Raw genomic sequence first — 24,809 nt, forward strand, 5'->3', positions numbered from 1 at the left:
GTCCCGCTTGCATTTCGGGCCGGGCGGATATCATACGCGCGTGGCCGGGGCGGCCTTCCTATGCCCGGCACGTCTGGCACGGATACGCGATGAGCCCTACCGCTCCCGATACCGAGACCCTGACGCCGCGCCAGCGGCAGATCCTCGACCTCGTGCAGGAGCTCGGCTTTACCACGATCGAGACGTTGGCCGAGCGTTTCGGCGTATCGGCGCAGACGGTCCGGCGCGAGATCATCAGGTTGCAGGCCGGCAATTTCCTGCAGCGCTTCCACGGCGGGGCAGGGCTCGCCTCCGGCGGCATCCGCTCGGCCTATGCCCAGAAGCTCACGGTGTCGCCGCGCGGCAAGGAGCGGATCGGCGCCGCGGTGGCGCGGATCGTGCCGCCCGGAGCCTCGGTCTTCCTCGATGTCGGCACCACGGTCGAGGCGGCGGCGCGCGCGCTCATCAACAAGCCCGGCCTCAGGGTGGTGACGGCGAGCGTCTCCGTCGCGCAGATCTTCTGCAGCCATGGCGTCTTCGACGTGGTCGTGACCGGCGGCACGACGCGTGGCGCCAACGGCTCGCTCGTCGGGCAGGCCGCGATCGCCAGCATCATGGGTTTCCGCTTCGACTATGCCTTGATCGGGCTCGGCGGCTTCGACGATGACGGCGCGCCGATGGATTTCGACCTCGAGAAGATCGCGGTGCGCCAGGCCGCGATGGGCCGTGCCCGACAAAGCATCGCGCTGGCCGACCGCACCAAGTTCGAGCAGACAGGCACGGCCCGCGTCGCGCCGCCCGAGGCGCTGAGCCTCGTCGTCGTCGATGCCGAGCCAAGCCCGCGCCTGCGCGCGAGCTGGGAGCGCAGCGGCACGCGCTGGCTCGTGGCCTGAAGCGGCCTGTCCTCCCGCCAAATCTTTAGCCGGCACCCTTGCGTCCATGATCGCTTTTGATCAGGATGGAAGAAATCTTACACGAGCGCCGTCAGGGCGCCGCCGCTTCCAGGGAGGTTACCATGCTGCGCGCCAAGATCGCGTCCCTATGCCTGATCGCGCTCGGCTTCGGCCTGGCCAGCCCGGCGCAGGCGCAGAATTGCCCGAGTCGCGGGACGCTCGACGCCCGCTATTGCGACGCCGATGGCGACCTGCTTGCCGACATCCCGAGCGACAAGGCGCGGCAGAAGGACCCGGACACGTTGATCTTCTCCTATACGCCGGTCGAGGATCCGTCGGTCTACGAGAACGTCTTCGCCGATTTCCTGGTGCATCTCACCAAGGTCACCGGCAAGAAGATCAAATGGTTCGGCGCCGAATCCTATGCGGCGCAGGTCGAGGCGTTGCGTTCGGGCCGCCTGCACATTGCCGGCGTCGCCAGCGGGCCGACGCCCTTCGCCGTCAACCTCGCCGGCTTCCGGCCGATCGTGGCAATGGAGAAACACGACAATTCGATCGGCTACACGCTGCAGCTGATCGTGCCCAAGGGCAGCCCGATCCAGTCGATCGCCGATCTCAAGGGCAAGCGCGTCGCCCATGTCGCGCCCTCCTCGAACTCCGGCGACACCGCGCCGCGTATCCTGTTCAAGGAGAAGGGCGTCGTGCCCGGCAAGGACTACGAGGTCCTCTATTCCGGCAAGCACGACAATTCGATCATGGGCGTGGTCAACAAGGACTATGACGCGGCGCCCGTCGCCTCCAGCGTGGTCGAGCGCATGGCCGATCGCGGCATGTTCAAGCGCGACGATATCCGCATCGTCTACGAATCCTCGCCCTTCCCGCGCACCGCCTTCGGCCTCGCCCATGACTTGAACCCTGAGCTCCAGGCCAAGATCAAGCAGGCCTTCCTCTCCTTCGACTTCCTCAAATCCGGGCTCGCCAAGGAGTTCAAGGACACCAAGGGCTTCAAGGAACTGACTTACAAAGCGGCCTGGTCGGACATCATCGTCATCCAGCGCGACAGCGGCATCACCTATACCCAGGACGGCCTGGCCAAGCTGAAGGGCGATTGATGTCGGCTGTTTCGGGGATCTCGGCCGGCGGCGCTCCGCTGCTGGCCGTCACGGGGCTGGCCAAGGTCTATCCGACCGGCAAGAAGGCGCTGGGCGGCGTCGATGTCGTGATCGACCGGCCGCAGCTCGTGGCGGTGATCGGCTCGTCCGGCGCCGGCAAAAGCACCTTCATCCGCTGCATCAACCGGCTGGTCGAGCCGACCGCCGGCAGCGTGCGGCTCAACGGCGAGGATATCGTCGCGCTTGACCGCAAGGGCCTGCGCGCGGCCAGGCGCCGGATCGGCATGATCTTCCAGGAGTACAACCTGGTCGAGCGGCTCAGCGTCATGCAGAACGTGCTCTCGGGGCGGCTCGGCTATACCGGGCTCTTCGCCTCGCTGCGCTACCGCTTCCCGCCCGAGGACATCCAGGCGGCTTTCGCGCTGCTCGACCGGGTCGGACTCGACGGCTACCACAACCAGCGGGCGGACGCTCTCTCCGGCGGCCAGCGCCAGCGTGTCGGTATCGCGCGCGCCCTGATGCAGCGGCCGGACCTGCTGCTGCTGGACGAGCCGACCGCGAGCCTCGACCCCAAGACCTCGCGCCAGATCATGCGTCTCGTGCGCGAGCTCGTGGCCGAGCGCCAGACCCCGGCGATCATCAATATTCACGACGTCGCGCTCGCCCGCGCCCATGCCGACCGCATCATCGGCATGAAGGACGGGCTGATCGTCTTCGACGCGGAGGCCTCGGCCCTGACCGATGCGGCGCTGACCCGGATCTACGGCGAGGAAGATTGGTCGACCCCGCGGGACGAGGACGACGAGGCTCCCGCCTCGGCCGCGACGATGGCGCCGGTCGGCGCGCTGTCATGACCACGGCCGCCTCTACCTATCCCAGCCGCTGGCGCGCGCCGAGCATCTTCGGCAGCCCCGGCCGGCGGCTCGCCTTCTGGGCGCTGGTCTGCGCCTATCTGGTCTGGTCGCTCTCGACGCTCAATGTCGACACCGCTCGCATTCTCGCCGGCCTGCCGCGCGCCTGGACCATTCTCGAACGGATGGTGCCGCCGGATTTCGGCCGCTGGCACCTGCTGTTCACGGGCATGGTCGAGAGTGTGCAGATCGCCATCGCTGCGACGATCATCGGCGCTGTGCTGTCGATCCCGATCGGCATCGCTGCGGCCGCCAATCTCTCGCCGCGCCCGCTCTACCTGTTGGCGCGCGCCTTCATCGTCACGGGCCGGACCTTCCACGAGGTCATCATCGCGATTTTCTTCGTGAAGCTGTTCGGCTTCGGCCCGGTCGCGGGGCTGCTGACGCTCGCCTTCTCCTCGGCGATCTTCCTCGGCAAGATGCTGGCCGAGGATATCGAGAACATGAAGCCCGGTCCGGTCGAGGCCATCCGCGCGACCGGCGCGAGCTTCGGCCAGACCTTCTTCTACGCCGTCGTGCCGCAGGTGCTGGTCAAGACGCTGGGCGTGCTGATCTACCGGCTCGATTCCAATCTACGGCATTCGACCGTGATCGGCATCGTCGGGGCCGGCGGCATCGGGCAGACGCTCTCGGCCTCGTTCTCGCGCTATGATTTCGACTTCGCCAGCGCGATCCTGCTGACGATCGCGGCGATGGTCGCCTTCGGCGAATGGTTCAGCGACTGGGCCCGGCGGAGGCTGAGATGACCGCGCATCAGCTCCCGCAGGATCGCGCACCGATGCGCCGCTATCCCGACCAATGGGAACGCTATTCGCTGCGCGAGCGCATCGTACAGTGGCTCTGGCTCGGCGGTATTGCCATCGCCGCCGCCTGGTCGGTCTCGGCGCTCGATATCGAGTGGGCCTTCTTCGCCGATGCGCATGAGCAGGCCGCCGACCTGATCTCGCGGATGTGGCCGCCGCGCTGGACCTATCTGCCGCGCATCGTCCAGCCACTGATCGAGACGCTGCATATCGCGACGCTCGGCACGATGATCGCCATCGTCTTCGCGCTGCCGGTCGCCTTCCTCGCGGCGCGCAACACCACCTACAACCAGGCGACCTGGCTGATCGGCCGGGCCATGCTGGTCATGTCGCGCTCGATCAACACGGTGATCTGGGGCCTCGTCTTCGTCGCGATCTTCGGGCCGGGACCGGTCGCCGGCATCTGCGCGGTCGCGGCCCGCTCGATCGGCTTCATCGCCAAGCTCGTCGCCGAGGCGATCGAGGAGGTCGATGCGGGCCAGATCGAGGCGGTGGAATCGACCGGGGCCAGCACCTTGCAGGTCTATGGCGTCGCGATCCTGCCGCAGATCCTGCCGGTGCTGATCGGCACCTCGATCTACCGCTGGGACATCAACGTGCGCGAATCGAGCGTGCTGGGTTTTGTCGGCGCGGGCGGCATCGGTCTCCTGCTCTACGCCTCGATCAACCAGTTCGCCTGGTCGCAGGCGATCGTGATCCTGATCGCCATCCTCGGCATCGTCATCATCAGCGAGGCGCTTTCGGCTTATGTCCGCTCCCGCATTGTCTGAACCGCGGATCGAGACCGCCTTTCCAGGCGGCCTTTCGGCCCTCGTCGACCGCTATGACGGTTTCCTGCTCGACCAATGGGGGGTGCTGCATGACGGCACGCGGCCCTATCCCCAGGCGATCGCCTGCCTCGAACGCTTGCGGGCTGCCGGCAAGGCTGTGATCATCCTGTCCAATTCGGGCCGGAGCGGGCGCGACAACGAGGCTGTGCTCGCCAGCATGGGCTTCCCCCGCCATCTCTACGACCGTGTGGCCTCGGCAGGCGATGATGCGCGCGAGGCGCTGCTGGAACGCTCCGAGCCGGCCTATCGCAATCTCGGCACGCGCTGCCTGCTGCTCGCGCGGCCGGGCGAGGATCGTCTGGCCGCCGGGCTCGGGCTGACGCTGGTCGGGTCGGCCGAGGCGGCCGACTTCCTGTTCGTGATGAGCATGGATCCCGACAGCCAGTCGGTCGCGGGCTGGAAGCCGGTGCTGGAGCAGGCCTTGCGGCGCGATCTGCCGATGATCTGCGGCAATCCCGACCGCTACCGCGTCCATGCCGACGGCACCCTCCACGAGGCGCCGGGGCTGGCTGCGCTGATCTACGAGGAGATGGGCGGGACGGTGCATTATCACGGCAAGCCGCATCCGCGAATCTACCGGAGCTGCCTGCGCTATCTCGATCGTCCGGCCGAGCGCCTGCTCGCGATCGGGGATTCGCTGGAGCACGACGTCGCCGGCGCGGCGCAGGCGGGGATCGATGTCGCCTTCATCGCGGGCGGGATCCATCGCGGTGATCTCGACTGGAGCGGGGACGGCAAGGTCGATCCCGAGAGCTGCCGCCGGCTGTTCGCACGCGAAGGCCTGCTGCCACGCTACGGCCTGTCGTCGTTCGCCTGGGACTGATCCGGCAAGGGCTCTTTGCAGGCTCTCGCTTCGAAGTCGGCCAGCCTCGATGTCGCTCTGCGGCTGCCGTCATTGCGAGCGTAGCGAAGCAATCCCGGGGACCGGCTGAGAAGCTGCCTCCAGTCCCCTGGATTGCTTCGTCGCTTAGCTTCTCGCAATGACGACGAATCCGTCAGGTTCGACCGAAGTCGAGCCTTCCGGACAAGCCTTCCCGTCAGGGCAAGCACCTAATAGGCGGCGTCGGTCGCGCAAGCCTCAGCCGTGCAGGCCGGCGCACGCCTTCGCGGAGGTGAAACATCCTCTTGTGAAATTTCACAACATGTCTACGCTTCCTCCCAACAGGCGCCGATCAAGAGCGCTCTCATGGAGGAAACCGGGAATGGCGCATGCTGCGGTCCAGCCCCGACAGGCCGAGGCAGAAGAGGCGAGTGCGCCCAAGCGGCGCAATCGCGTCAACCTGTTCGAGCTCGCCTATGAGCGGATCGAGGCGATGCTGGTCACCTGCGAGCTGCCGCCGGGCCGCTTCCTGTCGCTTCAGGATCTGCAGGACATGACCGGCTATGGCCGCACGCCGGTTCATCACGCCGTGAACCGGTTGGCTGCGGATACGTTGATCGTCGTCCGCCCGCGCCATGGCCTCCAGATCGCGCCGATCGACTTGGCGCGGGAACGTGTGCTGCTGCGGCTGCGTCGCGACCTCGAGCGTTTCGTCATCGGGCTTGCGGCCGAGAGAGCCGGCCCCTCCCATCGCAACCAGTTCTTGCATATCGAGCGCCTGCTGCGCGAGCGCCGCGACAACTTGAGCCTGGCGGAGTTCAACACGCTGGATCGACGGATCGACGAGACGGTGCTGGCAGCCGCCGCGGAGCCTTTCCTCCAGCACACGCTGCGCCCGCTGCATACGATCTTTCGGCGCATTGGCTTCATCTATCACAGCGCGATGCCGCAGCGGGTCAGCCTCACCGTCTCGATCGACCACCACATCGCGGTGCTGAACGCCATCGCGGCGCGCCGGGCGGATGAGGCTGTCGCGGCCTCGGATGCGCTGATCGGTTTCGTGGACGGCATGTTCGACGAGATGGAAGCGGCGATCGATCCATCCCTGCTGGATTGCGCGGTCGAGCCGCTGCTGAAGACCTGACGGAAGGAATTATCGGACCATGCGCATTGTCTTCCACGGCGAGAACGCCGCTTCCTTCAGCCACGGCTTTGACGAGCTGGTTGGCGACAAGGCCGATATCCGGCTGCTGCCTGACCATCTCGAAGCGGGGGGCGACCAGAGGGCCTATGCCGAGGCCGAGGTCATCGTCGGCGTGAAGTTCGATGTCAATCTGCCGCAGCCCGCCGGGCTCAAGCTGTTCCATGTGCCGGGCGCCGGCTACGACATGGTCGATCTCGGCGCGCTGCCGGCCTCGGCCGCAGTCTGCAACTGCTTCGGCCATGAACAGGCGATCGCGGAATATGTGATGGCGGCCCTGCTGGCGCGCAGCATCCCGCTGGCGGATGCCGACCGGCGCTTGCGGCAGGGCGATTGGGCCTATTGGGCCGGGGCGCCGGAGCGCGTCCATGGCGAGATCGCGGGCCAGACCATCGGCCTGCTCGGCTTCGGGCATATCGGCAAGGCGATCGCGGCGCGGGCCAAGGCCTTTGAGATGAAGATCCATGTCGCCAATCGCAGCATCGTGCCGGCTTCGCCGCTGGTCGACCGCGCCTTCACGCTCGATGCGCTGGAAGAGTTCTGCGGTTCTGTCGATGTCGTCGTCGTCTCCGTGCCGTTCACCGACCAGACCAGGGGGATCGTCGGCGCCGCCGCCTTCGCCGCGATGAGACCGGGTGCCGTCGTGATCAATGTCGGGCGCGGCCCGACCATCGACGAGCAGGCGCTGTTCGATGCCCTGAGGGCCGGCCGGATCGGCGGGGCGATCATCGATACTTGGTATCGCTACCCCACGGCTGGGGACAGCACGCCGCTGCCTGCAAATCTGCCTTTCCACGAGCTTTCAAACGTTTTAATGACGCCGCATATGTCCGGGTGGACGAGCGGCACCATCAGCCGCCGGCAGGGGGTCATCGCCGACAACATCAGGCGTCGCTTCGCAGGCGAGCCGCTCGCCAACGTCGTGCGCGCCAGCGCCTGACCCGGATTTCTTCCGCAACCGGCCAACAGAAGCCGGGCCAAGACAAGCGGCGTCGCCGCAGCAGAGGAGACATCACGTGAACTTGCTCAAGCATCTCAAGATTGCCGGCCTGGCCCTCGCGCTCGGCGCCGGCGTGCTCGCCGCCAGCCAGGCCTCGGCCCAGACGATGGCCGACATCACCAAGCGCGGGAAGGTCCGCATCGGCGTGCTGATCGGCGCTCCGCCTTATGGCTCGGTCGACTCGACCGGCAACGCCATCGGCTACGATGCCGACGTCGCCGCGCTCGTCGGCAAGTATATCGGCCTGCCGGTCGAGGTCGTGCAGCTGACGCCGCCGTCGCGCATTCCGGCGCTCGAAGCCAACAAGGTCGACTTCCTGGTCGCGACGCTGGCGCCGACCCCGGAACGCGCCAAGGCAGTGATGTTCACGATCCCCTACAGCGCCTTCCAGATGGGCATCTATGCCAAGAAGGGCACGGCAATCAAGGATTGGGCCGATCTCAAGGGCAAGAAGGTCGGCGTCAATCGCGGCTCCAGCGTCGAGCGCGAATTCGTCAACCGCGAGAAGGAGCTGAACCTCACCATCCTGCGCTTCGAGGACGATTCGACCACGATGCAGGCGCTCTTCTCCGGCCAGGTCGAGGCCATCGCCGGCCCCGACGCCCAGGCCAACGCCGCCATCAAGGCACGCGGCGAGACCGAGACCGAGGTCAAGTTCTTCTTCGGCATGCAGCCGAACTCGATGACCGTCCGCAAGGACGCCTACGAGCTGAAGCAGTGGCTGAACAACGTGATCTACTACATCAAGCAGAACGGCGAATTGAACGCCGTCTCCGAGAAGTGGGTCGGTGGGCCGCTGCCGCAGCTCCCCACGTTCTGATCCGACGCGTCCGGCCGGCACGGGCGTCCTCGCTCCGTGCCGGCGGTCTCAATCCGGCCGCCGGCTCTGTCCGGCGGCTGCCCAGGGCCCTGCGCGTGCCTGACCTGAGGAGGAAGTCTCCTTGCAGTTCGATCCCGTCCTCGCCGAATCCGACCTGATCCTGAAGGGGATCTGGCTGACGATCGTGCTTTCGGCCAGCGCCATCGTGCTCGGCTGCACGCTCGCGGTCCTGCTCGTGGCGCTGCGGACCCTGGCCGGGCGCTGGGCCGGCATCGTCGTCGACGCCTATGTCGAGCTGATGCGCAACACGCCCTTCCTGATCCAGCTCTTCATGATCTTCTTCGGCCTGCCGCTGCTCGGCATCCGGATGTCCGGCGTCGAGGCGGCGCTGCTGACCATGACGCTGAATCTCGGGGCCTACTCGACCGAGATCATCCGCGCCGGCGTGGAATCGATCCACAAGTCGCAGTTCGAGGCCGGCGTGTCGCTGGCGATGACGCGGCGCCAGGTCTTCCAGTATGTCGTGCTGCAGCCCGCCTTCGCCCGCGTCTGGCCAGCCTTGTCGAGCCAGTTCGTGCTGATGATGCTGGCCTCCAGCATCTGTTCCTTCATCTCGGTGCAGGAACTGTCCGGCGCGGCGGCGATCGTCGAGCAGCGCACCTTCCGCTCGTTCGAGACCTATATCATCGTCACCGTGGTCTATCTGGTGATGGCGCTGTCGCTGAAGGTCTTCCTGCTCTGGCTGGGCCGCAAGCTCTTCCCGCAGGTCTCGGGCCTGTCCCGCCTCGACGCCAAGGCGGAGGCCGCCTGATGCAGACCTTCGGTTGGCCAGAGGCCATGTTCATCTTCCGTGCGGCCGGCTGGACGCTGCTGCTGACCGCGATCTCCTTCGCCATCGGCAGCCTGATCGGCGGCGCCTTCGCGATCATGCGCCTCTCGCGGATCAAACTGGTCCGCAACTTTGCCGCTGGCTACATCCTGGTGATCCAGTCGATCCCGGTGCTCATGGTGCTGTTCATGAGCTATTACGGGCTGTCGATCATCGGCATCGAATTGCCGCCTTTCTTCGCTGCCTCGGCCTCGCTCGCGGTCTATGTCTCGGCCTATCTCGCCGAGATCTGGCGCGGCTCGATCGAATCCGTGCCCTACCAGCAATGGGAGGCCTCGGCCTCGCTCGCGCATTCGCCGGCGCAGACCTACCGCTATGTCATTCTGCCGCAGGCGATCCGCATCTCGCTGCCGCCGACGGTCGGCTTCCTCGTCCAGCTCGTGAAGAACACCTCGATCGTCTCGGTCGTCGGCTTCGTCGAGCTCTCGCGCGCCGGGCAGCTCGTCAACAACGCGACCTTCCAGGCCTTCCAGGTCTTCTCGCTGGTGGCGGTGATCTATTTCGCGATCTGTTTCCCGCTGTCCCGGCTCAGCCGCCATCTCGAAAAGGTGATGAATGCCAGCCGTTCTCATTGAAGACATCCACAAGAGCTACGGCCGGCTCGAGGTGCTGAAAGGCGTCTCGCTCAGCGTCGATGCGGGCCAGGTTGTCGCGATCATCGGCCGCTCCGGCTCGGGCAAGTCGACGCTCCTGCGCTGTATCAACGGGCTCGAGACCTTCCAGTCCGGCAAGATCGTGGTTGCCGGCCACGACATGACCCAGGACCCGAGGAAGCTGCGCGAATTGCGCAAGGATGTCGGCATCGTCTTCCAGAGCTACAACCTGTTCCCGCATCTGACGGTGGGGCAGAACATCATGCTCTCGCCGCGCATCACCAAGAACGTGCCGCAGGCGCAGGCCATGGCGCTGGCCAAGGAGGTGCTGGCGCAGGTCGGCCTCTCCGACAAGTTCGACAGCTATCCCGACAACCTTTCCGGCGGCCAGCAGCAGCGCGTCGCCATCGCCCGCTCGCTCGCCATGCAGCCCAAGGTGATGCTGTTCGACGAGGTCACATCGGCGCTCGACCCGGAGCTGACCGGCGAGGTGCTGCTGGTGATGGAGAAGCTCGCCAAGGGCGGCATGACCATGCTGCTGGTGACGCACGAGATGAATTTCGCGCGCACCGTGGCGGACACCACCGTCTTCATGCACCAGGGGCTGATCTGGGAGAGCGGGCCGTCGAAGGAGCTCTTCGCCAATCCGCAGACGCCGGAACTCGCCAATTTCGTCAAGGCGGGCGCTCACTGAGCATACGGAGACCCGGAAACGTGGTGGTTTATCTCGGAACCACGCGGTCGTCCCGGGCTTGACCCGGGACCCATTCCGGAACCTTGTCAATCAGCGTTCAGGCATGGATCCCGGATCTCCGCTTCGCTGCGTCCGGGATGACCCGCGCTTTTGTCGAAGGCTTCTGAAAGCGCGGCCGGCTCAGTAGACGGCCGTCGCCTCGACCTCGACCACGAATTCCGGCCGGCTGAACCCGGAGACGATCACCAGCGTCGAGGCCGGCTTGACCGGGTAATCGGCCAGCGCCTCGTCGCGCGCCTTCATATAGGCCGGCATATGCTTACGGTCGGTGACGAAGGCGTTGAGGCGCACGACATTCGCCAGCGACAGGCCGCCCTCGCGCAGGATCGCGGCGATGCTCTCGAAGCAGATGCGGGCCTGCTCGCCGGCATCGTCGGGAACGCTGCCATCAGCGGCCACGCCGAGCTGGCCGGAGGTGACGAGAACGCCCTGCGCGGCCGCCTTCATGCCATGGGAATACTGCCCGAAGGGCGGGGCGAGCGAAGCGGGCGTGAGCGGCTGTTTCATGAGCTGGTGATCCGGAGGCATATCGGGCGGCTTGTTACCATGCAGGCCGGGTATTGAGCGAGGCGAGCGGAAAGCGCTCGATCTCGGCGAAGAGCTCGACCAGCCGGTCGACGGCGAAGTCCAGTGTCGCCTCGCCCTTCGCGGCGGTCGCGAGGGTGGCATCGCCGCAGGCGCCGGCGGCGTTGAGATCCTGCGCCTGCCAGCCGGGCTTGGCGCCGCCGCCGAGTGCGATATGGCGGAACCGGTCTTGCCAATCCGCGTTGGCCGGGTGGAAATCCCGCGCCTTGTCCATGACGACGTTGGGTGCGTCCAGCGCCAGCATGACGGAAGTTTCCATGTCGCCGGCATGGATGCCGTGGCGCAGTTCATGGTCGGAGTAGAGCCCCTCGGGCATGCCGAGGCCGAACCAGCTCACGCTGAAGACCAGCATGTCGTGCCGAACGCGCAATTCGCGCGCGACGATGTCCATCGTGCTGATATTGCCGCCATGGCTGTTGAGCAGCACCATCTTGCGCACGCCCGATGCGGCGACGCAGGCGCCGATCTCGCACCACATCGCGATCAGCGTCGCGGCCGAATGGGTCAGCGTGCCCGGATAGCGCGCATGCTCGTTGCTCTTGCCGATCGACTGGCGCGGCAGGAACAGCACGGGGCTTTCCTCCGGCAGCTTGCGGGCGAGGCGCTCGACGACGCCGCCGACAACGGCCGCATCGACCGAGAGCGGCAGATGCGGGCCGTGCTGCTCGGTGGCGCCGACCGGCAGGACGGCGATCAGCTTGCCGTGGTCGAGTCGCGAGAAGGCCTCGCTGGTATAGTCGGACCAGTAGCGTTTCACGGTTTTCTCCTCAGCGGGCATAGAGTTTGTCGAGCCGCACCACGCGCCCGACCAGCCAGAGCGTCGCGACGGTCGCGGCGATCAGCAGGGCCGAGATGGCATGGGCGGTCGGTTCGAGCGTGGTCGCTTCCGAGTAGATCCGGACCGGCAGCGTGGTCATGCGCGCCGTGGTCAGGAAGCTCGTCACGGTGACCTCGCCGAAGCTCATCAGGAAGCCGATGACGCCGGCCGCGAACAGGCCGGGCGCCAGCGCCGGCAGCGTGACCAGCAGGAAGCGCCGGACCGGGCCGGCGCCGAGGCTGTCCGCCGCCTCCTCCTGCGCCCGGTCGAGCGCCTGCACAGAGGTGGTCAGCAGCGCGATGACGAAGGGCAGGACGATGACGACATGGATACCGACGAGGCCGAGGAAGGCCGGGATCGCGACATAGACCTGCAGCAGCTTGAGCATGCCGACGCCGATGACGATCTGCGGCAGGGACAGCGGCAGGAGCCAGAAGGCGAGCAGTGCCCCGCGTCCCGCGAAGGGATAACGGGCGAGCGCGAAGGCGGCCGGTGTCGCCAATACCAGCGCGACCAGCACCGAGACTACGGCGAGCTGGAGCGAGACCAGGAAGGAGGCGGTATAGGAGCCGCCGAACAGGACCTGCTCGTACCATTTCCAGGTGAAGCCGCGGAAGCCGGCCGCGGTCGCCAGAGGCACGTCGTTGACGCTCTGGACGACGACGAGGCCGAGCGGCAGTAGCAAAAGGCCGATGCTCGCGGCCAGCAGCAGGCGCGACAGGGTGGGACCGAGCGCCTCGGCGAGTGCAACACACCAGCCGGGCAGGGAGAGTGGCTCGCCCGGCTTGCCGGCGCGCCAGGGCATCGCCCGGTTCAGTCCCCAGGTGCTGAGCCCGGCGAAGATCAGGCCGGCGAGGGTCACGACAATGGCGAGCGCCGAGGCGAGCGGGGCGTTGAGATTGGCGACCGCTTCCTGCATCACCAGCATGCCGATGGTCATGACCTTCTTGCCGCCGAGCAGCGTCGCCGAGACATAAGCCGTGGCCGACATCAGGAAGACGATGACGGTGCCCGAGCGCAGGCCGGGCAGGGAGAGCGGCAGGTCGACGGTGAGGAAGCGCACGGCCGGGCCGGCGCCCAGGCTCTCGGCGGCTTCGTGGACGCGCGGCGAGGTGCTCTGCATGGTGTCGTAGAGCGCGATCACCATGAAGGGCATGAAGACCTGCGCCAGCCCGACGACGACCGCGCCATGGGTGAAGAGCATGCGGTTGGCGGTGGGCAGGCCGACGAGCCGGAGCACGCTGTTGATCAGACCGTCCGGCGAGAGCAGCAGCATGACGCCGAGCGAGCGCACCACGACATTGGTCAGGAGCGGGATCAGGATCACCGCGAAGGCGAGCGCGCGCCACTGCACGGGCATCCGCGCCAGCCAATAGGCGAGGGGATAGCCGAGCACGGCCGAGATCGCCGTGGTGGCGAGGCCGATCAGGATGGTTTCGTTGAGGACCTGGAAATAGAAGCTGTCCCCGGCGATCTCGGCGAATTGCGCCAGCGACAGCGGCTGGATCAGCGATGCGAACGGGTCGCCGCCCGCCTGGAGCGAGAGCAGGATCACCACCGCCAGCGGGGCGGCGAAGGCGAGCAGCAACCAGAGCGTGACCGGCGCGGAGAGCGCCGGTCCTTTCCAGTCGGTCATCCGGCGATCTCGCGGTCGATCTTGCGCTGCCAGGCCGCACGATTGGCGTTGATATAGGCCCAGTCGAAATCGACCATCTTGGCGATGTCGTCGCCGGCCAGCACCTTGCCCTTGAGATCGGCGGGAATGGTGATGTTGCGCACGGTCGGCGAGTAGTAGATCTCGCGGGCGAAGGCGAGCATGCAGGGTTCGGACAGGTGGAGGTTGATCCACTCTTCGGCCAGGACCTGATTGCGGGTGCCTTCGGTGATGCAGCCGACATTCATCGAGATGGCCTGGCCCTCGACGGGGTCGGCGATGACGATGTTCGGGTTCTTGGTCTCGGCGTATTTGCGGGTGAAGGAGGCGAACTCCACGCCGATGTCGCAGATGCCCTGGTCGAACATGTCGTAGAGCTGGACCTGGCTCGAATGGATCGCGGCGAAGGGCTTCAGCTGCTTCACCTTCTGGATCACCATGTCGAAATCCTTCTCGGTGCCGCCGAAGGTGCGCGCCGTCATCATCAGCGCGGCGATGCCTTCGGTGCCGAGACCTTCGGGCCAGCTCACGCGGCCTTTCCACTCGTCGTTCCAGATGTCCTTCCAGGAGGTCACCGGCTTCTTCGCCTTGCGGCCGTCATAGACGATCGTGCAGGGGTTGAAGGCGATGCCGTAGCCGCCGATCTTGGCGGGTTCGTAGAGGTGTTCGTATTGCGGCACGGCCTTGGTCGGCGCCTGCGTGACCTTGGCCTGCAGGGCCTCGCGGCTCTCGTAGATGTTGAGATAGATGACGTCGAAGCTCGGCCGGCCGCGCTCGGCATAGGCGCGGGCGCGGCGCTCCAGCGTGTTGCCGAGGACATAGCTGACCTTGCAGCCATATTTTTCGACGAGCGGCTTCTCGACATGCTCGCGCACGATGCGCTCCTGCGCGCCGCCCCAGATGCCGACGACGAGTTCGTCGCCCTTCTTGGGCTGGGCGCGGACGGGCGTGATGAAATGCACGGGCGCGGTGAGGCCGGCGCCGAGCACCAGCTTGTTGAAGGTCCTGCGGGAAGGCGTCACGGCTGGCACTCCTGTCAGATGAAGGTGGCGCCGCCGGGCAGCGCGATGACGCTGCCGGGAGCACCCACGGGCGGGGGCGGGATATCGGAAGGCAGGATCAGGCGGATGATGCCGGCCTCGCTGGCGAGATCGACCTCGAAGCTCTCGCCGAGATAGGCGACCGAGGCGATCGTGCCGGAGACGCGCAAGGGTCCCTGCGGCTTGTCCGAGAGGCGCAGGCGCGAAGCGCGCAGGACGAGGCGCCCGACGCCGTTCGGCGCAAGCTCGCAGGTCAGCCCCGGCGCATGGAACAGGCCGTTCTTCGTGCTGCCCGCGATCACCGTCCGGGCGCCGAGGAAGCTGGCGGAGAATTCCGAGGTCGGCGCGTCGCAGAGCTGGCGCGGCGTGCCGAGCTCGCGGATGACGCCCTTTTCCATCACCGCGACGCGGTCCGACATGGCCAGCGCCTCCTGCTGGTCATGGGTGACGAAGATGGTGGTGATGCCCAGGCGCTGCTGCAGCGAGCGGATCTCGTTGCGCATGTCGGCACGCAGATTGGCGTCGAGATTGGAAAGAGGCTCGTCGAGCAGCAGCACCTCAGGCTCGACCACGAGGGCACGGGCGAGCGTGACACGCTGCTGCTGGCCGCCTGAGAGCTGGGACGGATAGCGCTCGGCGTAGCCACCGAGCCCCACCGTCTCCATCGCGGCCCGCGCCCGTTCGCGCCAGACCTGCTTCGGCAGGCGCCGCATGCGCAGGCCGAAGCCGATATTGTCGAGCACTGTCAGGTGCGGGAACAACGCATAGGACTGGAAGACCACGCCGATATTGCGCTGGTAGGGCTTGCGATGGGTAATGTCGCGCCCGGCGAGCAGCACGCGGCCGCCTGTCGTCGGCACGAAACCGGCGATCATGCGCAGCGTCGTCGATTTGCCGCAGCCGGAGGGGCCGAGGAGGGAGAGCAATTCGCCTTTGCCGATCTCCAGCGAGAGCCGGTCGACTGCGAGCGCGCCGCCATAGCTGGCGCTGAGGGAGTCGAGGGTGAGATAGCCGGGATCGGCCGTCATCGCCCTGCCTCGCCGCGGCCGGTTTCGATCAGCAGTTGGCTCGGCATGGTCCCGCCCCGTCCGTGGCCGCCTGGATATCCAGATCGGCGGCACTATGGAGCGTAGCCGGCACAACAGGAAGCTTATGGCGGATTATGATCGGTATATCGCCAGGCTTATCCTGCGGGCATCGCTTCGCGGCGCGGCGGCTCGTGAGCGAGGTCGTTCAGGGCGTGGTCGAAGCGCTTCGCCTCCTGGCGGATCAGGTTGCGCAGCCACTGGTTCGGCCGGCTGGCATGGGCGCGCTCGTGCCACTGCATGTAGAGCTGCATCTCACCGAACTCGCGCGGCGCGGGCACGACCGTCAGTTCGCCGAAGCCGGCCGTCTCGGCGATATAGTCGGCATAGGGCTTGGCGGTGCTGAAGACGAGATCGGTCCGGCGCAGCAACTGCGGGATCTGGGCGTATTCGGGCACGGTGACGCCGACGCGCCGGCGCAGGCCCAGTCGCGCCAGCGGCGCGTCGATCGGGCTATACGCCGCATTGGCGATCGGTGTCGGCGAGACGTGGTCGTGTTTCATGTATTCGTCGAGATCGATCCGGGACAGGCCGGCGAGCGGATGGTCCTTCCGCATCACGCAGGCGATGCCGCAATGGAGCAGCGTGCTGGAACGCAGATTGCCGGGCGGGGCGAGCCAGCTGCCGATGACGAGGTCGGTCCGCTCGCCGAGCTCGCCGGCGAGATCGGTACGTTCGGTCGGGGCGTAGAAGTCGACGCAGATGCCGGGCGCCTCGCGGCGCATGCTCGCCACCACCGCCGGGATCAGGAAGGCGCCGAAGCTGTTCATGGTGGCGACGCGCAGCCGCAATTCCGCGGTCGTGGGATCGAAATCCCGACCGGATTCCGTGGCCTCGGTGAGCTGCCCGAGGACGGCTTCGAGCAGAACCTGGATCTCACGTCCGCGCTCGGTCGTGACCCAGCGCTGGCCGGAGCGGACGAGGAGCGGGTCGCTGAACACGGCGCGCGACCGCTTGAGGCTGAGGCTGACCGCAGGCTGGCTGTGGCCGAGCAGGGCCGCCACCCGCGAGACATTCTTCTCCTTCAGCAGGAGATAGGTCGCCCGCAGCAGGCGGACATCGATATTCGGATCAAGGCCCTGGTACATCGGGGGCATTCCTTCCGGGCGGCGGATCCGGACGAAACCTAGCGCCGGCGGATGCCCAGCGGAAGTCATGCAGACGCCGGGCGCGCTCTGCTTCGGACGGGAGAGCGGTGCGGCGTTTTAGAGTGTCTGCGTGACCTTGCGTAGATGCGGCGGGCGGTCGGGATCGAGTCCACGCGCGGCCGCGAGCGCGGCGATGCCGCCGTAGAAGGCGCGCGCCTGCAGCAGCGGCATCAGCGCGGCCGGGCTCTCTGCCGGTACGGGCAGGGCGATGCCCGGCACGACATCGGAGCCGGCATAGGCGATATCGGCGCCCAGCCCGGCGAAGGTGCGGGCGATCGAAAGCGTGCTCTCGCTGCCTTCGTCTGCGGGGTCGAGGACCAGTGCCGGGAACCCCGGCCCGACCAGCGCCAGCGGGCCGTGCAGCACCTCGGCGGCACTGAAGGCCTCGGCATGGATGCGACAGGTTTCCTTGAACTTCAGCGCCATCTCCTGGGCGATGCCGAGCCCGAGCCCGCGGCCGATGACATAGAGGCTCGTCGCGTTCTCGAGGCGCCGGAAGAAGGGTGACCAGTCGCAGAGCCCGGCCTGCCGGAGCAACTCGGGGGATCTCACCAGCGTGTCCGCAAGGCCTCGGTCGCAACTCCAGGCGGCGGCGAGATGGAGCAGCGCGATGCCGGTGGCGAGGAAGCTCTTGGTCGCGGCGACGCTGGTCTCGGGGCCGGCGGCAAGTGGCAGGGCGACATCGACCAATGCGGCAAGCGGCGAGTCCATGTCGTTGATCAGGCCGACCGTCAGCGCGCCGCCGCGCCTGGCGGTCTCGGTCAGTTGCAGCGCGTCCGGGCTGCGGCCGGACTGCGAGGCTGCGATGAAGACGGCGCCCGAGAGATCGAGCTCCTCGCCATAGACCGAGGCGAGGCTGGGGCCGAGCGAGGCGACGGGCAAGCCGAGCGTGCGCTCCAGCAGGTATTTGCCATAGGTCATGGCGTGGTCGGAGGAGCCGCGCGCGCAGGTCGCGATGAAGGCAGGCTTGCGCCGCCGGAGCTGCTCGCCCAGCTGCGCCATGGCGTCGGCATTGGTCGAAATCTGGCGCGCAGCGACCTCGGCCGCCTCGGCCGCCTCGCGGGTGAGAAGGGCTTCAGGCATCGATCCGGTCATCGCTGTGCAGCAGGTTCTGGCTCATGGCATCGACATCGGCACGGTCGAGCCGCATCCCGGCTCCGCCAACCGAACGCACTGACAGCGTGCCGCAGGCGATGCCCTCCGCCAAGGCCTGTTCGCGGGAGGCCTCGGCGAGCCAGGCAACGAGGAAACCGGCATTGAAGGCGTCGCCTGCTCCCGTCGTGTCGAGAACCGGTCCGCCCTCGGGCGCGGGCAGGGTGATGGCGTCGTGGCGCTGGAACAGTCGCGCGCCGTTGCCGCCGTCCTTGATGACGACGATCGGGAAATGCTCGGCAAGGCGGCGGCCGGCCTTGTCGAGGTCATCGCAAGCGGTGATGACGCGCGCCTCGGCCGCGTTGGGCAGGAAGATATCGGCGCCGGCGGCGCGCGCGATCAGGTCGGGCCGGCGGATCCAGTCATCATCCCAGCTCGGATCGAGCGAGACGGTGAGGCCGGCATGCTTCGCCCGGTCGATCAGGTCGGGGATCTCGGCGAGCGTGGCGAATTCGGCGATGTGGAGATGGCGCGCGGCCGGGTCTGCGAGGGCTACGTCCAGCGTCGCCGGGCGGGCGCTGCCGGCACGTCGCGACAGGAAGGCGCGCTCGCCGTCCTGAACCATCACGACGGTCGGCTGCGGGCCGGCCTCGGGCGTGCGTTCGAGCCAGCGCAGATCGACGCCGCTTTCCGCCAGCGCGGGCGCCAGCGTGCCGGAGAGCGGGTCCGTGCCGAGGCGGGCGAGCAGGCCCGCGCGTGTTCCGAGCGCGGCGAGATGGGCGGCCGTGATGAAGCCGCCACCGCCGGGCACGATCGCCACGCTATCGGCGAAGCGCTCCTCGCCGAGACGCGGCATTGCGTCGAGCCCGCGGAAGACGATGTCGCAGTAGAGCCGGCCGATGCTGAGGACGAGGTCGCGGCCGACGCTCATAGGGCGCGCTCGGTTGCCGCGTCGAACAGGCGCAAGGAATCGATGCCGGCGCCGAGCCGGACTTCGTGGCCAACGACCGGCGGCGCCTTGGCCGAGGCAGAGGCGAGGATAAGGCCGTCGCCATGCTCGACATGGACGAAGGTCTCGGACCCCAGCGGCTCGACCACGGCGACCTTGCCGGTGAGCACGAGATCGGCGCTTTCGTCGGAGGCGAGCACGCGCAGTTCCTGCGGGCGGACGCCGACCAGCACCTCGGCGGGGAGCGGCGTGGGGCGGGACGGCAGAGCGATGGCGTTGCCGGCCAACTCCAGCTTCGGCTTGCCATCGGCGGTGGTCGTCCTGGCCGGCAGGATGTTCATCGTCGGCGAGCCGATGAAGCGGGCGGTGAAGACATCGGCCGGTTTCTCGTAGAGCTCCATCGGCGCACCGACCTGGAGGATTCGGCCGTCGCGCATCACCACGATCCGGTCGGCCAGCGTCATCGCCTCGACCTGATCATGGGTGACGAAGACGATGGTGCGGCCGAGCCGCTGGTGCAGGCGCTTGATCTCCAGGCGCATCTGCGCACGCAACTGGGCGTCGAGATTGGAGAGCGGCTCGTCGAAGAGGAAGGCCGAGGGGTCGCGCACCATGGCGCGGCCGATGGCGACGCGCTGGCGCTGGCCGCCCGACAATGCCGAGGGCTTGCGCTCCAGCAGCGGTTCGAGGCCAAGGATGCGCGCGGTCTCCTCGATGCGGCGGCGCTTCTCGGCCTTGTCGAGCTTGGCCGTATAGAGGCCGAAGCCGATATTCTCGGCGACGCTCATATGCGGGTAGATCGCGTAGTTCTGGAACACCATGGCGATGTTCCGCTCCTTCGGCTCCAGCCGGTTCACGGGCCGCTCGCCGATGGTGATGGTGCCGCCGTCGATCTCCTCAAGACCGGCGATCATGCGCAGGGTGGTCGACTTGCCGCAGCCGGACGGGCCGACGAAGACGACGAATTCGCCGTCCTCAATGGCAAGGTCGATGCCGTGAACGACCTGCGTCTTGCCGTAGCGCTTGACCAGCCCCTGAAGCTCGATACCCGCCATCAGGCTGCTCCCATCAGATCCGCGAAGGCGGCGTCGAGTTCATGGCGCGCGGAAGCCTCGCGTGCGGCGGTTGCAGTCGCAGCGAGGCCGGCAGCCACCAGCACGCCGCGATAACCCGCAAAGGCGGCGGCCAGCGCCTGCGGCCCCGGCCCGCCGAAGCGCTCGCGCACCGCGACGAAATGTTCGGGCGAGACGGCCTCGGCGAAGGCGGCTTCGGTCAACGCCGGCTCGCGGCCGGCATGCTCGCGGAAGGCCTTGCGGAAGGGGGCATAGCCGTCGCGCGGCAGGTCGCCATCGGCCGCGACCACGGCGCGCGCGACATCGGCGGCGATCTCATGGGCGGTGCGGAAGGACAGGCCTTCCGACCGCACCAGCGTATCGGCAAGCTCGGTGATGGTGATGCAGGAGCGGCGGATGTTCTCGGCGACGCGCCGCCCGTCGACCTGTAGCGCCGGCAGCAGCACGGCGAGGAGGCCGAGCACGCGCTCGCCGGTGGCGAAGGCCTGGTAGCCGGCCTCGTTGGTTTCGCCCTCGGCATCGTTCATGTCGGTGAAGGGCGTGTTGTGGACGATGTCTCGGACCATCCGGGCGCGCGCCACGGTCTGCGATGCCAGGTGGCGCAGATGCTCGATCGGCACGGGATTGCGCTTCTGCGGCATGATCGAGGAGATCTGCACGAAAGCATTGGGCACGTAGAGCTGGCCGACCTCGAAGGCGGTCCAGACCTGCAAATCCTGGATCAGGCGGCCGAGATGCAGGAAGACGAGCTCGACCGCGCTATAGGTCGCGGTCAGGTAGTCGATTGCGGCGATGCAGCCATAGGAGTTCTGCAGCGGGGCCGAAAAGCCGAGCAGATGCGCGACGCGGGCGCGATCGAGCGGGAAGCCCGAGGTGGTGATCGCGGCCGCGCCCATCGGCGAGAGATCGAGCAAGGCGCGCGCCTGCACCAGTCGCTCATGGTCACGCAGCATCACTTCGATCGCGGCGGAGAGGTAATGGCCGAGGGTGGTCGGCTGGGCCGGCTGGCCATGGGTATAGGCGACGATCAGCGTCGCCTTCTCGCGCTCGGCGAGATCGAGCGTCGCGGTGATCAGGGCGCGCAGCAGGCCGGCCATATGGTCGAGCCGCGGCTTGAGGGCGAGCTTGAACAGGGTGTGGTCGATATCGTTGCGCGAGCGACCGGTATGGAGGCGCCCGGCATCGTCGGCCGGGAGACGCTTCTTCAGCTCGGCCTCGATCAGGAAGAAATAATCCTCGACCGTGCCGTCATAGCTCAGCTTGGCCGGGTCGATCTCGGCATCGATCGCGTCGAGCGCGCGGGCGATGCGGCCGGCCGTGGCGCGTGGCAGGATGCCGGTCTCAGCCAGCATGACGAGATGCGCACGGTCGATGGCGCGGAAGCTCTGGACGTGATGCGTCTTCGCGCCGTCGAAGAGCGGGCGCAGCACCATTTCCTTGTAGACGGGATCGGGGAAGACGGACGTGTCGCTCGCCCGTGGATCGGTTTTCGTCATGGCAATCAGCCCTTGAGACCGGCGAGGACCACGCCGCGCACGATATAGCGCTGGAGCAGCAGGAAGACGGTCAGCGTCGGCAGGGTGGCAAGCGCCGCGCCCGTCATGATCAGCTCCCACTGGACCTGCGATTCCACCGCGAAGCTCGTGAGGCCGACCGGCAAGGTGTAGAGTTCCTTGGAGGTCGTCACGATCAGCGGCCAGATGAAGGCGGTCCAATTGCTGAGGAAGGTGAAGATCGCCAGCGCCGACAGCGCCGGCGTCACCAGCGGCATGGCGATGCGCCAGAAGATCGCAAATTCGTTGAGGCCGTCGATGCGGGCGGCTTCGAGGAAGTCGTTCGGCACGGTCTCGAAGAACTGCTTCATCAGGAAGGTGCCGAAGGCCGTCATCATGCCCGGGAACATGATGCCCCAGTAGCTGTCGAGCCAGCCGAAGTTCTTGGCCATGACGTACCAGGGGATGACCAGCATCTCGGTCGGGATCATCAAGGTCGAGAGGATGGCGATGAAGACGAGATAGCGGCCCCGGAACTGGAACTTCGCGAGGGTGTAGCCGACGAGGCTGTCGAAGAAGACGTTCGAGAGCGTCACCGCGACCGCGATGCCGAAGGAATTGGCGAACCAGCGCAGGAAGCGGCCGTCCGAGAGCACGGTGACATAGTTTTGGAGCGTCGGATGGGCCGGGAAGAAGGCGAGATCGTAGATCTCGGAGGAATCCTTCAGCGAGGTCGCGAACATGAAGGCGAGCGGCGTCACCATCAGCAGGCCGCCGCCGAAAAGCAGGAGCCAGGTGAGGAGGCGGCCGGGCTCGATGCGCAGGGCCAAGGGGGAGGCGGCGGCGCTCATCAGCGGTCTTTCAGCAGCCGAAGCTGCAGCAGCGAGACCACGAGCAGCACGAGGAAGAGCACGACGGTCTGGGCCGCGGCATAGCCCATGTCGAAGGAGGAGAAGGCCGTCTGATAGATCATCAGCACGAGCGGCTTGGTGGCGTTGAGGGGCCCGCCGGGGTCGCTGCTCGTTTGGCTGGTCATGTTGTAGACCTGATCGAAGATGCGCAGGAACCCGATCGAGGAGAAGACGACGAGGAAGACGATTGTCGGCTTGAGCAGCGGCAGGGTGATGCGCCGCAGGATCGTTCCGTTCGAGACGCCGTCGATGCGGGCGGCCTCGTAATAGGTCGTCGGGATCGCGCGCAGGCCGGCCATGAAGATCACGACCTGGAAGCCGAGCCCCGCCCAGATCGCGGGTGCCAGCACGGCCGGCAGCGATTGCGTGGTCGAGCGCAAGAAGGGCTGCTGGGCGATGCCGAGCCCGGCGAGCAGGTTGTTGAACAGGCCGATCGGCACCGGCTGGTAGAACCAGCGCCAGACCCAGGCCATCGCCGCCGCGGTCGTCAGGAAGGGCAGGAAGTACAGCGCCCGGATGAAGCCGTGCAGGAAGCGCACGCGGTCGAGGTGATAGGCGATGGTGAAGGCGAGCAGCAGGCTGATCGGCGTGCCCAGCAGCAGGTAGAGCGCGGTGTTGCGGAAGACCTGCCAGAAGACGGGATCGGCCATCAGCCGCTTGAAATTGGCGAGCCCGATGAAGGAGGGCTTGGTCAGCAGGTTCCAGTTGGTGGTCGCGATCCAGAACGCTTCAAGCGTCGGATAGAAGCGCACCACCGCATAGAACAGCACCGGCACGGCCAGGAAGGACCAGGCCCAGAGGACCTGCTTCTGGCGCATGCCGAGGCCCGAAGAGGGGCGGGCGCCGGAATCGGCGGCTTTCTGAGACAAGCTCATCGTGACCATTCCGAAGCGTGCGCGGGAACCGTCGCGTCATCCCGGACAAGCGGCGAAGCCGCGCCGATCCGGGATCCATCGTCGAGCGTCGGAGCACTATGATGGATCCCGGCGCTCCGCTGCGCTGCGGCCGGGATGACGGCGTGGTTCACGCGCGGGCTCTCACTTCTTGTAGAAGCGGTCGAGGATGCCCTGCTCGGCCTTGGCGGCCTCGGCGAGCGCGGCCTTGGCATCCTGGTTCTGCAGCAGCACGCGGTTGATCATGTCGAGCGAGACTTGGCGCTGGGCCAGCTCGTCGACGAAGACCGTGGCGTGCGCGTAGTTGAGCGCCTTGAGGAACGGCCCGTAGACCGGGTGGTTCAGGTTCTTCTCGGTCTCGGCCGCTTCCTTGCGGGCTGGCAACTCGCCGACGGTTTCGAGCCAGAGCTGCATCGCCTCGGGCGTCGTGACGAAGGCGAGGAACTTCTTGGCCGCTTCCAGCTTCGGGCCGGTCGGCTTGGTGGTGATGGCGTTGACCCAGTAGCTGGCGAAATTCGCCTTCTTGCCGTCGGCCGAGGCCGGGAGTTCGGCGACGCCCCATTCGAAGGCCTTGATGCCGCCGAAGGCGCCGAGACGGAAGGAGCCGTCGATCGTCATCGCGGCGCGGCCGGCGCGGAAGGCGGCCTGGCCCTCGTCCATGAAGCCGACCTGGCCGACCTTGTGGGTGCGCTGGAGATCGGCATACCAGTTCAGCGACTTGGCGCCGGCCTCGCTATTGTAGGTCACGGTCTTGTTGTCGTCGCTATAGGGCGCGCCGCCATTCTGGCGCAGCAGCGTCTCGCGCCACCAATGGTAGTCCTGGCCGGGGAAGTCGAGCGTGATGCCGGCCGAGAGCATGTTGCCGGCGCCGTCGCGCTTGGTCGTCTTCTTGGCGAAGTCGAGCAGCTCTTCGACGGTCTTCGGCGGCGTGTTCGGGTCGAGCCCCGCCTCCTGGAAGAGCTTCTTGTTGTAGAACAGCGCGAGCGAGCGCACCGCCGTCGGCAGCGCGTAATACTCGCCGTCGCGCTTCATCGCCGAGACGATCGGGTAGAATTCCTTCTCGATCGCGGCGGGCGGGAAGGCGTCGCGCGGCAGCGGCTGGATGAACTTGGCGCCGACGAAATTGTCGAGCCAGCCATAGAAGAGCTGCACGACATCCGGGCCCTGGCCAGCCGGCATCGCTGCGGCGATCTTGGTCTGGTAGTCGGCATAGGGGAAGGTCGTCTGCTTGACCTTGATATTCGGATTGGCGGCCTCGAAGCGCTTGATCAGCTCGGTCATCGCCTTGACGCGCGCGTCGAAGACATACTGCCAGTACTCGATCTCGACGGTCTGCGCCTTCGCGCCGGCGACCGCGCCGACCGAGACCATCAGACCCAACAGCATCCCGCGTAAGCCGCGCATGACCCTCTCCCCTGATTTCAGCGTCCTCCGTCCCTGCCGGCGGACGGCATTCGGGAGGCT

General features: G+C 67.0%; 25 protein-coding genes. 12 read left to right on the forward strand and 13 right to left on the reverse strand.

Annotation, left to right across the window (positions count from 1 at the left end; translation table 11 throughout):
• Positions 1-89: 89 nt before the first annotated feature.
• The 12 genes from AC6RIC_RS03570 (at position 90) to AC6RIC_RS03625 (ending at position 10,545) form a co-directional block, all read left to right on the forward strand.
• On the forward strand, positions 90-872 hold the full coding sequence (locus AC6RIC_RS03570; RefSeq protein WP_499735122.1) for a DeoR/GlpR family DNA-binding transcription regulator: 783 nt from the start codon (positions 90-92) through the stop codon (positions 870-872).
• A 122-nt stretch (positions 873-994) separates the two neighbouring features.
• Positions 995-1,984 carry a phosphate/phosphite/phosphonate ABC transporter substrate-binding protein gene (gene phnD / locus AC6RIC_RS03575; protein ID WP_499735123.1) on the forward strand — a complete coding sequence of 330 codons (990 nt, stop codon included), beginning with the start codon at positions 995-997 and terminating at the stop codon, positions 1,982-1,984.
• Between the two features lie 38 nt (positions 1,985-2,022).
• Positions 2,023-2,838: a phosphonate ABC transporter ATP-binding protein gene (gene phnC, locus AC6RIC_RS03580; RefSeq protein ID WP_454658929.1), complete on the forward strand. Its 816-nt coding sequence runs from the start codon at positions 2,023-2,025 to the stop codon at positions 2,836-2,838.
• Positions 2,835-3,641, forward strand: a complete 807-nt coding sequence (gene phnE, locus AC6RIC_RS03585) for a phosphonate ABC transporter, permease protein PhnE (RefSeq protein WP_499735124.1) — start codon at positions 2,835-2,837, stop codon at positions 3,639-3,641. Before phnC ends, phnE (AC6RIC_RS03585) begins: the two co-directional genes overlap by 4 nt.
• Entirely contained in the window at positions 3,638-4,468 is an 831-nt protein-coding gene (gene phnE, locus AC6RIC_RS03590; RefSeq protein ID WP_499735125.1) for a phosphonate ABC transporter, permease protein PhnE, read from the forward strand. Before phnE (AC6RIC_RS03585) ends, phnE (AC6RIC_RS03590) begins: the two co-directional genes overlap by 4 nt.
• Complete coding sequence (locus AC6RIC_RS03595) at positions 4,446-5,351, forward strand: TIGR01459 family HAD-type hydrolase (protein ID WP_499735126.1); 906 nt, start codon at positions 4,446-4,448, stop codon at positions 5,349-5,351. Before phnE (AC6RIC_RS03590) ends, AC6RIC_RS03595 begins: the two co-directional genes overlap by 23 nt.
• A gap of 379 nt (positions 5,352-5,730) precedes the next feature.
• Positions 5,731-6,492 carry a GntR family transcriptional regulator gene (locus AC6RIC_RS03600; protein WP_499735127.1) on the forward strand — a complete coding sequence of 254 codons (762 nt, stop codon included), beginning with the start codon at positions 5,731-5,733 and terminating at the stop codon, positions 6,490-6,492.
• A 19-nt stretch (positions 6,493-6,511) separates the two neighbouring features.
• Positions 6,512-7,489: a 2-hydroxyacid dehydrogenase gene (locus AC6RIC_RS03605; protein WP_499735128.1), complete on the forward strand. Its 978-nt coding sequence runs from the start codon at positions 6,512-6,514 to the stop codon at positions 7,487-7,489.
• A 76-nt stretch (positions 7,490-7,565) separates the two neighbouring features.
• Complete coding sequence (locus AC6RIC_RS03610; protein ID WP_454654793.1) at positions 7,566-8,369, forward strand: transporter substrate-binding domain-containing protein; 804 nt, start codon at positions 7,566-7,568, stop codon at positions 8,367-8,369.
• Between the two features lie 121 nt (positions 8,370-8,490).
• Entirely contained in the window at positions 8,491-9,180 is a 690-nt protein-coding gene (locus AC6RIC_RS03615; protein ID WP_454654795.1) for an amino acid ABC transporter permease, read from the forward strand.
• Positions 9,180-9,833 (forward strand): amino acid ABC transporter permease, encoded by a 654-nt coding sequence (locus tag AC6RIC_RS03620; RefSeq protein ID WP_499735129.1) that lies wholly within the window; start codon positions 9,180-9,182, stop codon positions 9,831-9,833. Before AC6RIC_RS03615 ends, AC6RIC_RS03620 begins: the two co-directional genes overlap by 1 nt.
• Complete coding sequence (locus AC6RIC_RS03625) at positions 9,814-10,545, forward strand: amino acid ABC transporter ATP-binding protein (protein ID WP_499735130.1); 732 nt, start codon at positions 9,814-9,816, stop codon at positions 10,543-10,545. Before AC6RIC_RS03620 ends, AC6RIC_RS03625 begins: the two co-directional genes overlap by 20 nt.
• 180 nt (positions 10,546-10,725) lie before the next feature.
• On the opposite strand, the gene AC6RIC_RS03630 is transcribed toward AC6RIC_RS03625, so the two are convergent.
• The 13 genes from AC6RIC_RS03630 to AC6RIC_RS03690 form a co-directional block, all read right to left on the reverse strand.
• Positions 10,726-11,112, reverse strand: a complete 387-nt coding sequence (locus AC6RIC_RS03630) for a RidA family protein (protein ID WP_499735131.1) — start codon at positions 11,110-11,112, stop codon at positions 10,726-10,728.
• 34 nt (positions 11,113-11,146) lie between these two features.
• A complete protein-coding gene (locus AC6RIC_RS03635; RefSeq protein WP_499735132.1) occupies positions 11,147-11,947 on the reverse strand; it encodes a creatininase family protein in 801 nt (266 codons plus the stop codon).
• Between the two features lie 10 nt (positions 11,948-11,957).
• Positions 11,958-13,643, reverse strand: coding sequence for an ABC transporter permease subunit (locus AC6RIC_RS03640; protein ID WP_499735133.1), 1,686 nt, complete (start codon positions 13,641-13,643; stop codon positions 11,958-11,960).
• Entirely contained in the window at positions 13,640-14,683 is a 1,044-nt protein-coding gene (locus tag AC6RIC_RS03645; RefSeq protein ID WP_499735134.1) for an ABC transporter substrate-binding protein, read from the reverse strand. The genes AC6RIC_RS03640 and AC6RIC_RS03645 overlap by 4 nt, the downstream gene beginning before the upstream one ends.
• 14 nt (positions 14,684-14,697) lie before the next feature.
• A complete protein-coding gene (locus tag AC6RIC_RS03650) occupies positions 14,698-15,729 on the reverse strand; it encodes an ABC transporter ATP-binding protein (protein ID WP_499735135.1) in 1,032 nt (343 codons plus the stop codon).
• A gap of 155 nt (positions 15,730-15,884) precedes the next feature.
• Positions 15,885-16,874 (reverse strand): LysR family transcriptional regulator, encoded by a 990-nt coding sequence (locus tag AC6RIC_RS03655; RefSeq protein ID WP_499735136.1) that lies wholly within the window; start codon positions 16,872-16,874, stop codon positions 15,885-15,887.
• A gap of 117 nt (positions 16,875-16,991) precedes the next feature.
• Positions 16,992-18,017: an SIS domain-containing protein gene (locus tag AC6RIC_RS03660; RefSeq protein ID WP_499735137.1), complete on the reverse strand. Its 1,026-nt coding sequence runs from the start codon at positions 18,015-18,017 to the stop codon at positions 16,992-16,994.
• Complete coding sequence (locus AC6RIC_RS03665; protein ID WP_499735138.1) at positions 18,010-18,957, reverse strand: carbohydrate kinase family protein; 948 nt, start codon at positions 18,955-18,957, stop codon at positions 18,010-18,012. The genes AC6RIC_RS03660 and AC6RIC_RS03665 overlap by 8 nt, the downstream gene beginning before the upstream one ends.
• On the reverse strand, positions 18,954-20,030 hold the full coding sequence (locus AC6RIC_RS03670) for an ABC transporter ATP-binding protein (protein ID WP_499735139.1): 1,077 nt from the start codon (positions 20,028-20,030) through the stop codon (positions 18,954-18,956). Before AC6RIC_RS03670 ends, AC6RIC_RS03665 begins: the two co-directional genes overlap by 4 nt.
• Positions 20,030-21,544, reverse strand: a complete 1,515-nt coding sequence (locus AC6RIC_RS03675) for an argininosuccinate lyase (RefSeq protein WP_499735140.1) — start codon at positions 21,542-21,544, stop codon at positions 20,030-20,032. Before AC6RIC_RS03675 ends, AC6RIC_RS03670 begins: the two co-directional genes overlap by 1 nt.
• Positions 21,545-21,549: 5 nt before the next feature.
• A complete protein-coding gene (locus tag AC6RIC_RS03680) occupies positions 21,550-22,392 on the reverse strand; it encodes a carbohydrate ABC transporter permease (protein ID WP_454654816.1) in 843 nt (280 codons plus the stop codon).
• Positions 22,392-23,336, reverse strand: coding sequence for a carbohydrate ABC transporter permease (locus AC6RIC_RS03685; protein WP_499735141.1), 945 nt, complete (start codon positions 23,334-23,336; stop codon positions 22,392-22,394). Before AC6RIC_RS03685 ends, AC6RIC_RS03680 begins: the two co-directional genes overlap by 1 nt.
• Positions 23,337-23,489: 153 nt before the next feature.
• A complete protein-coding gene (locus AC6RIC_RS03690) occupies positions 23,490-24,749 on the reverse strand; it encodes a sugar ABC transporter substrate-binding protein (protein WP_499735142.1) in 1,260 nt (419 codons plus the stop codon).
• Positions 24,750-24,809: the final 60 nt, after the last annotated feature.

It is taken from the genome of Allobosea sp. TBD101, assembly GCF_059817965.1.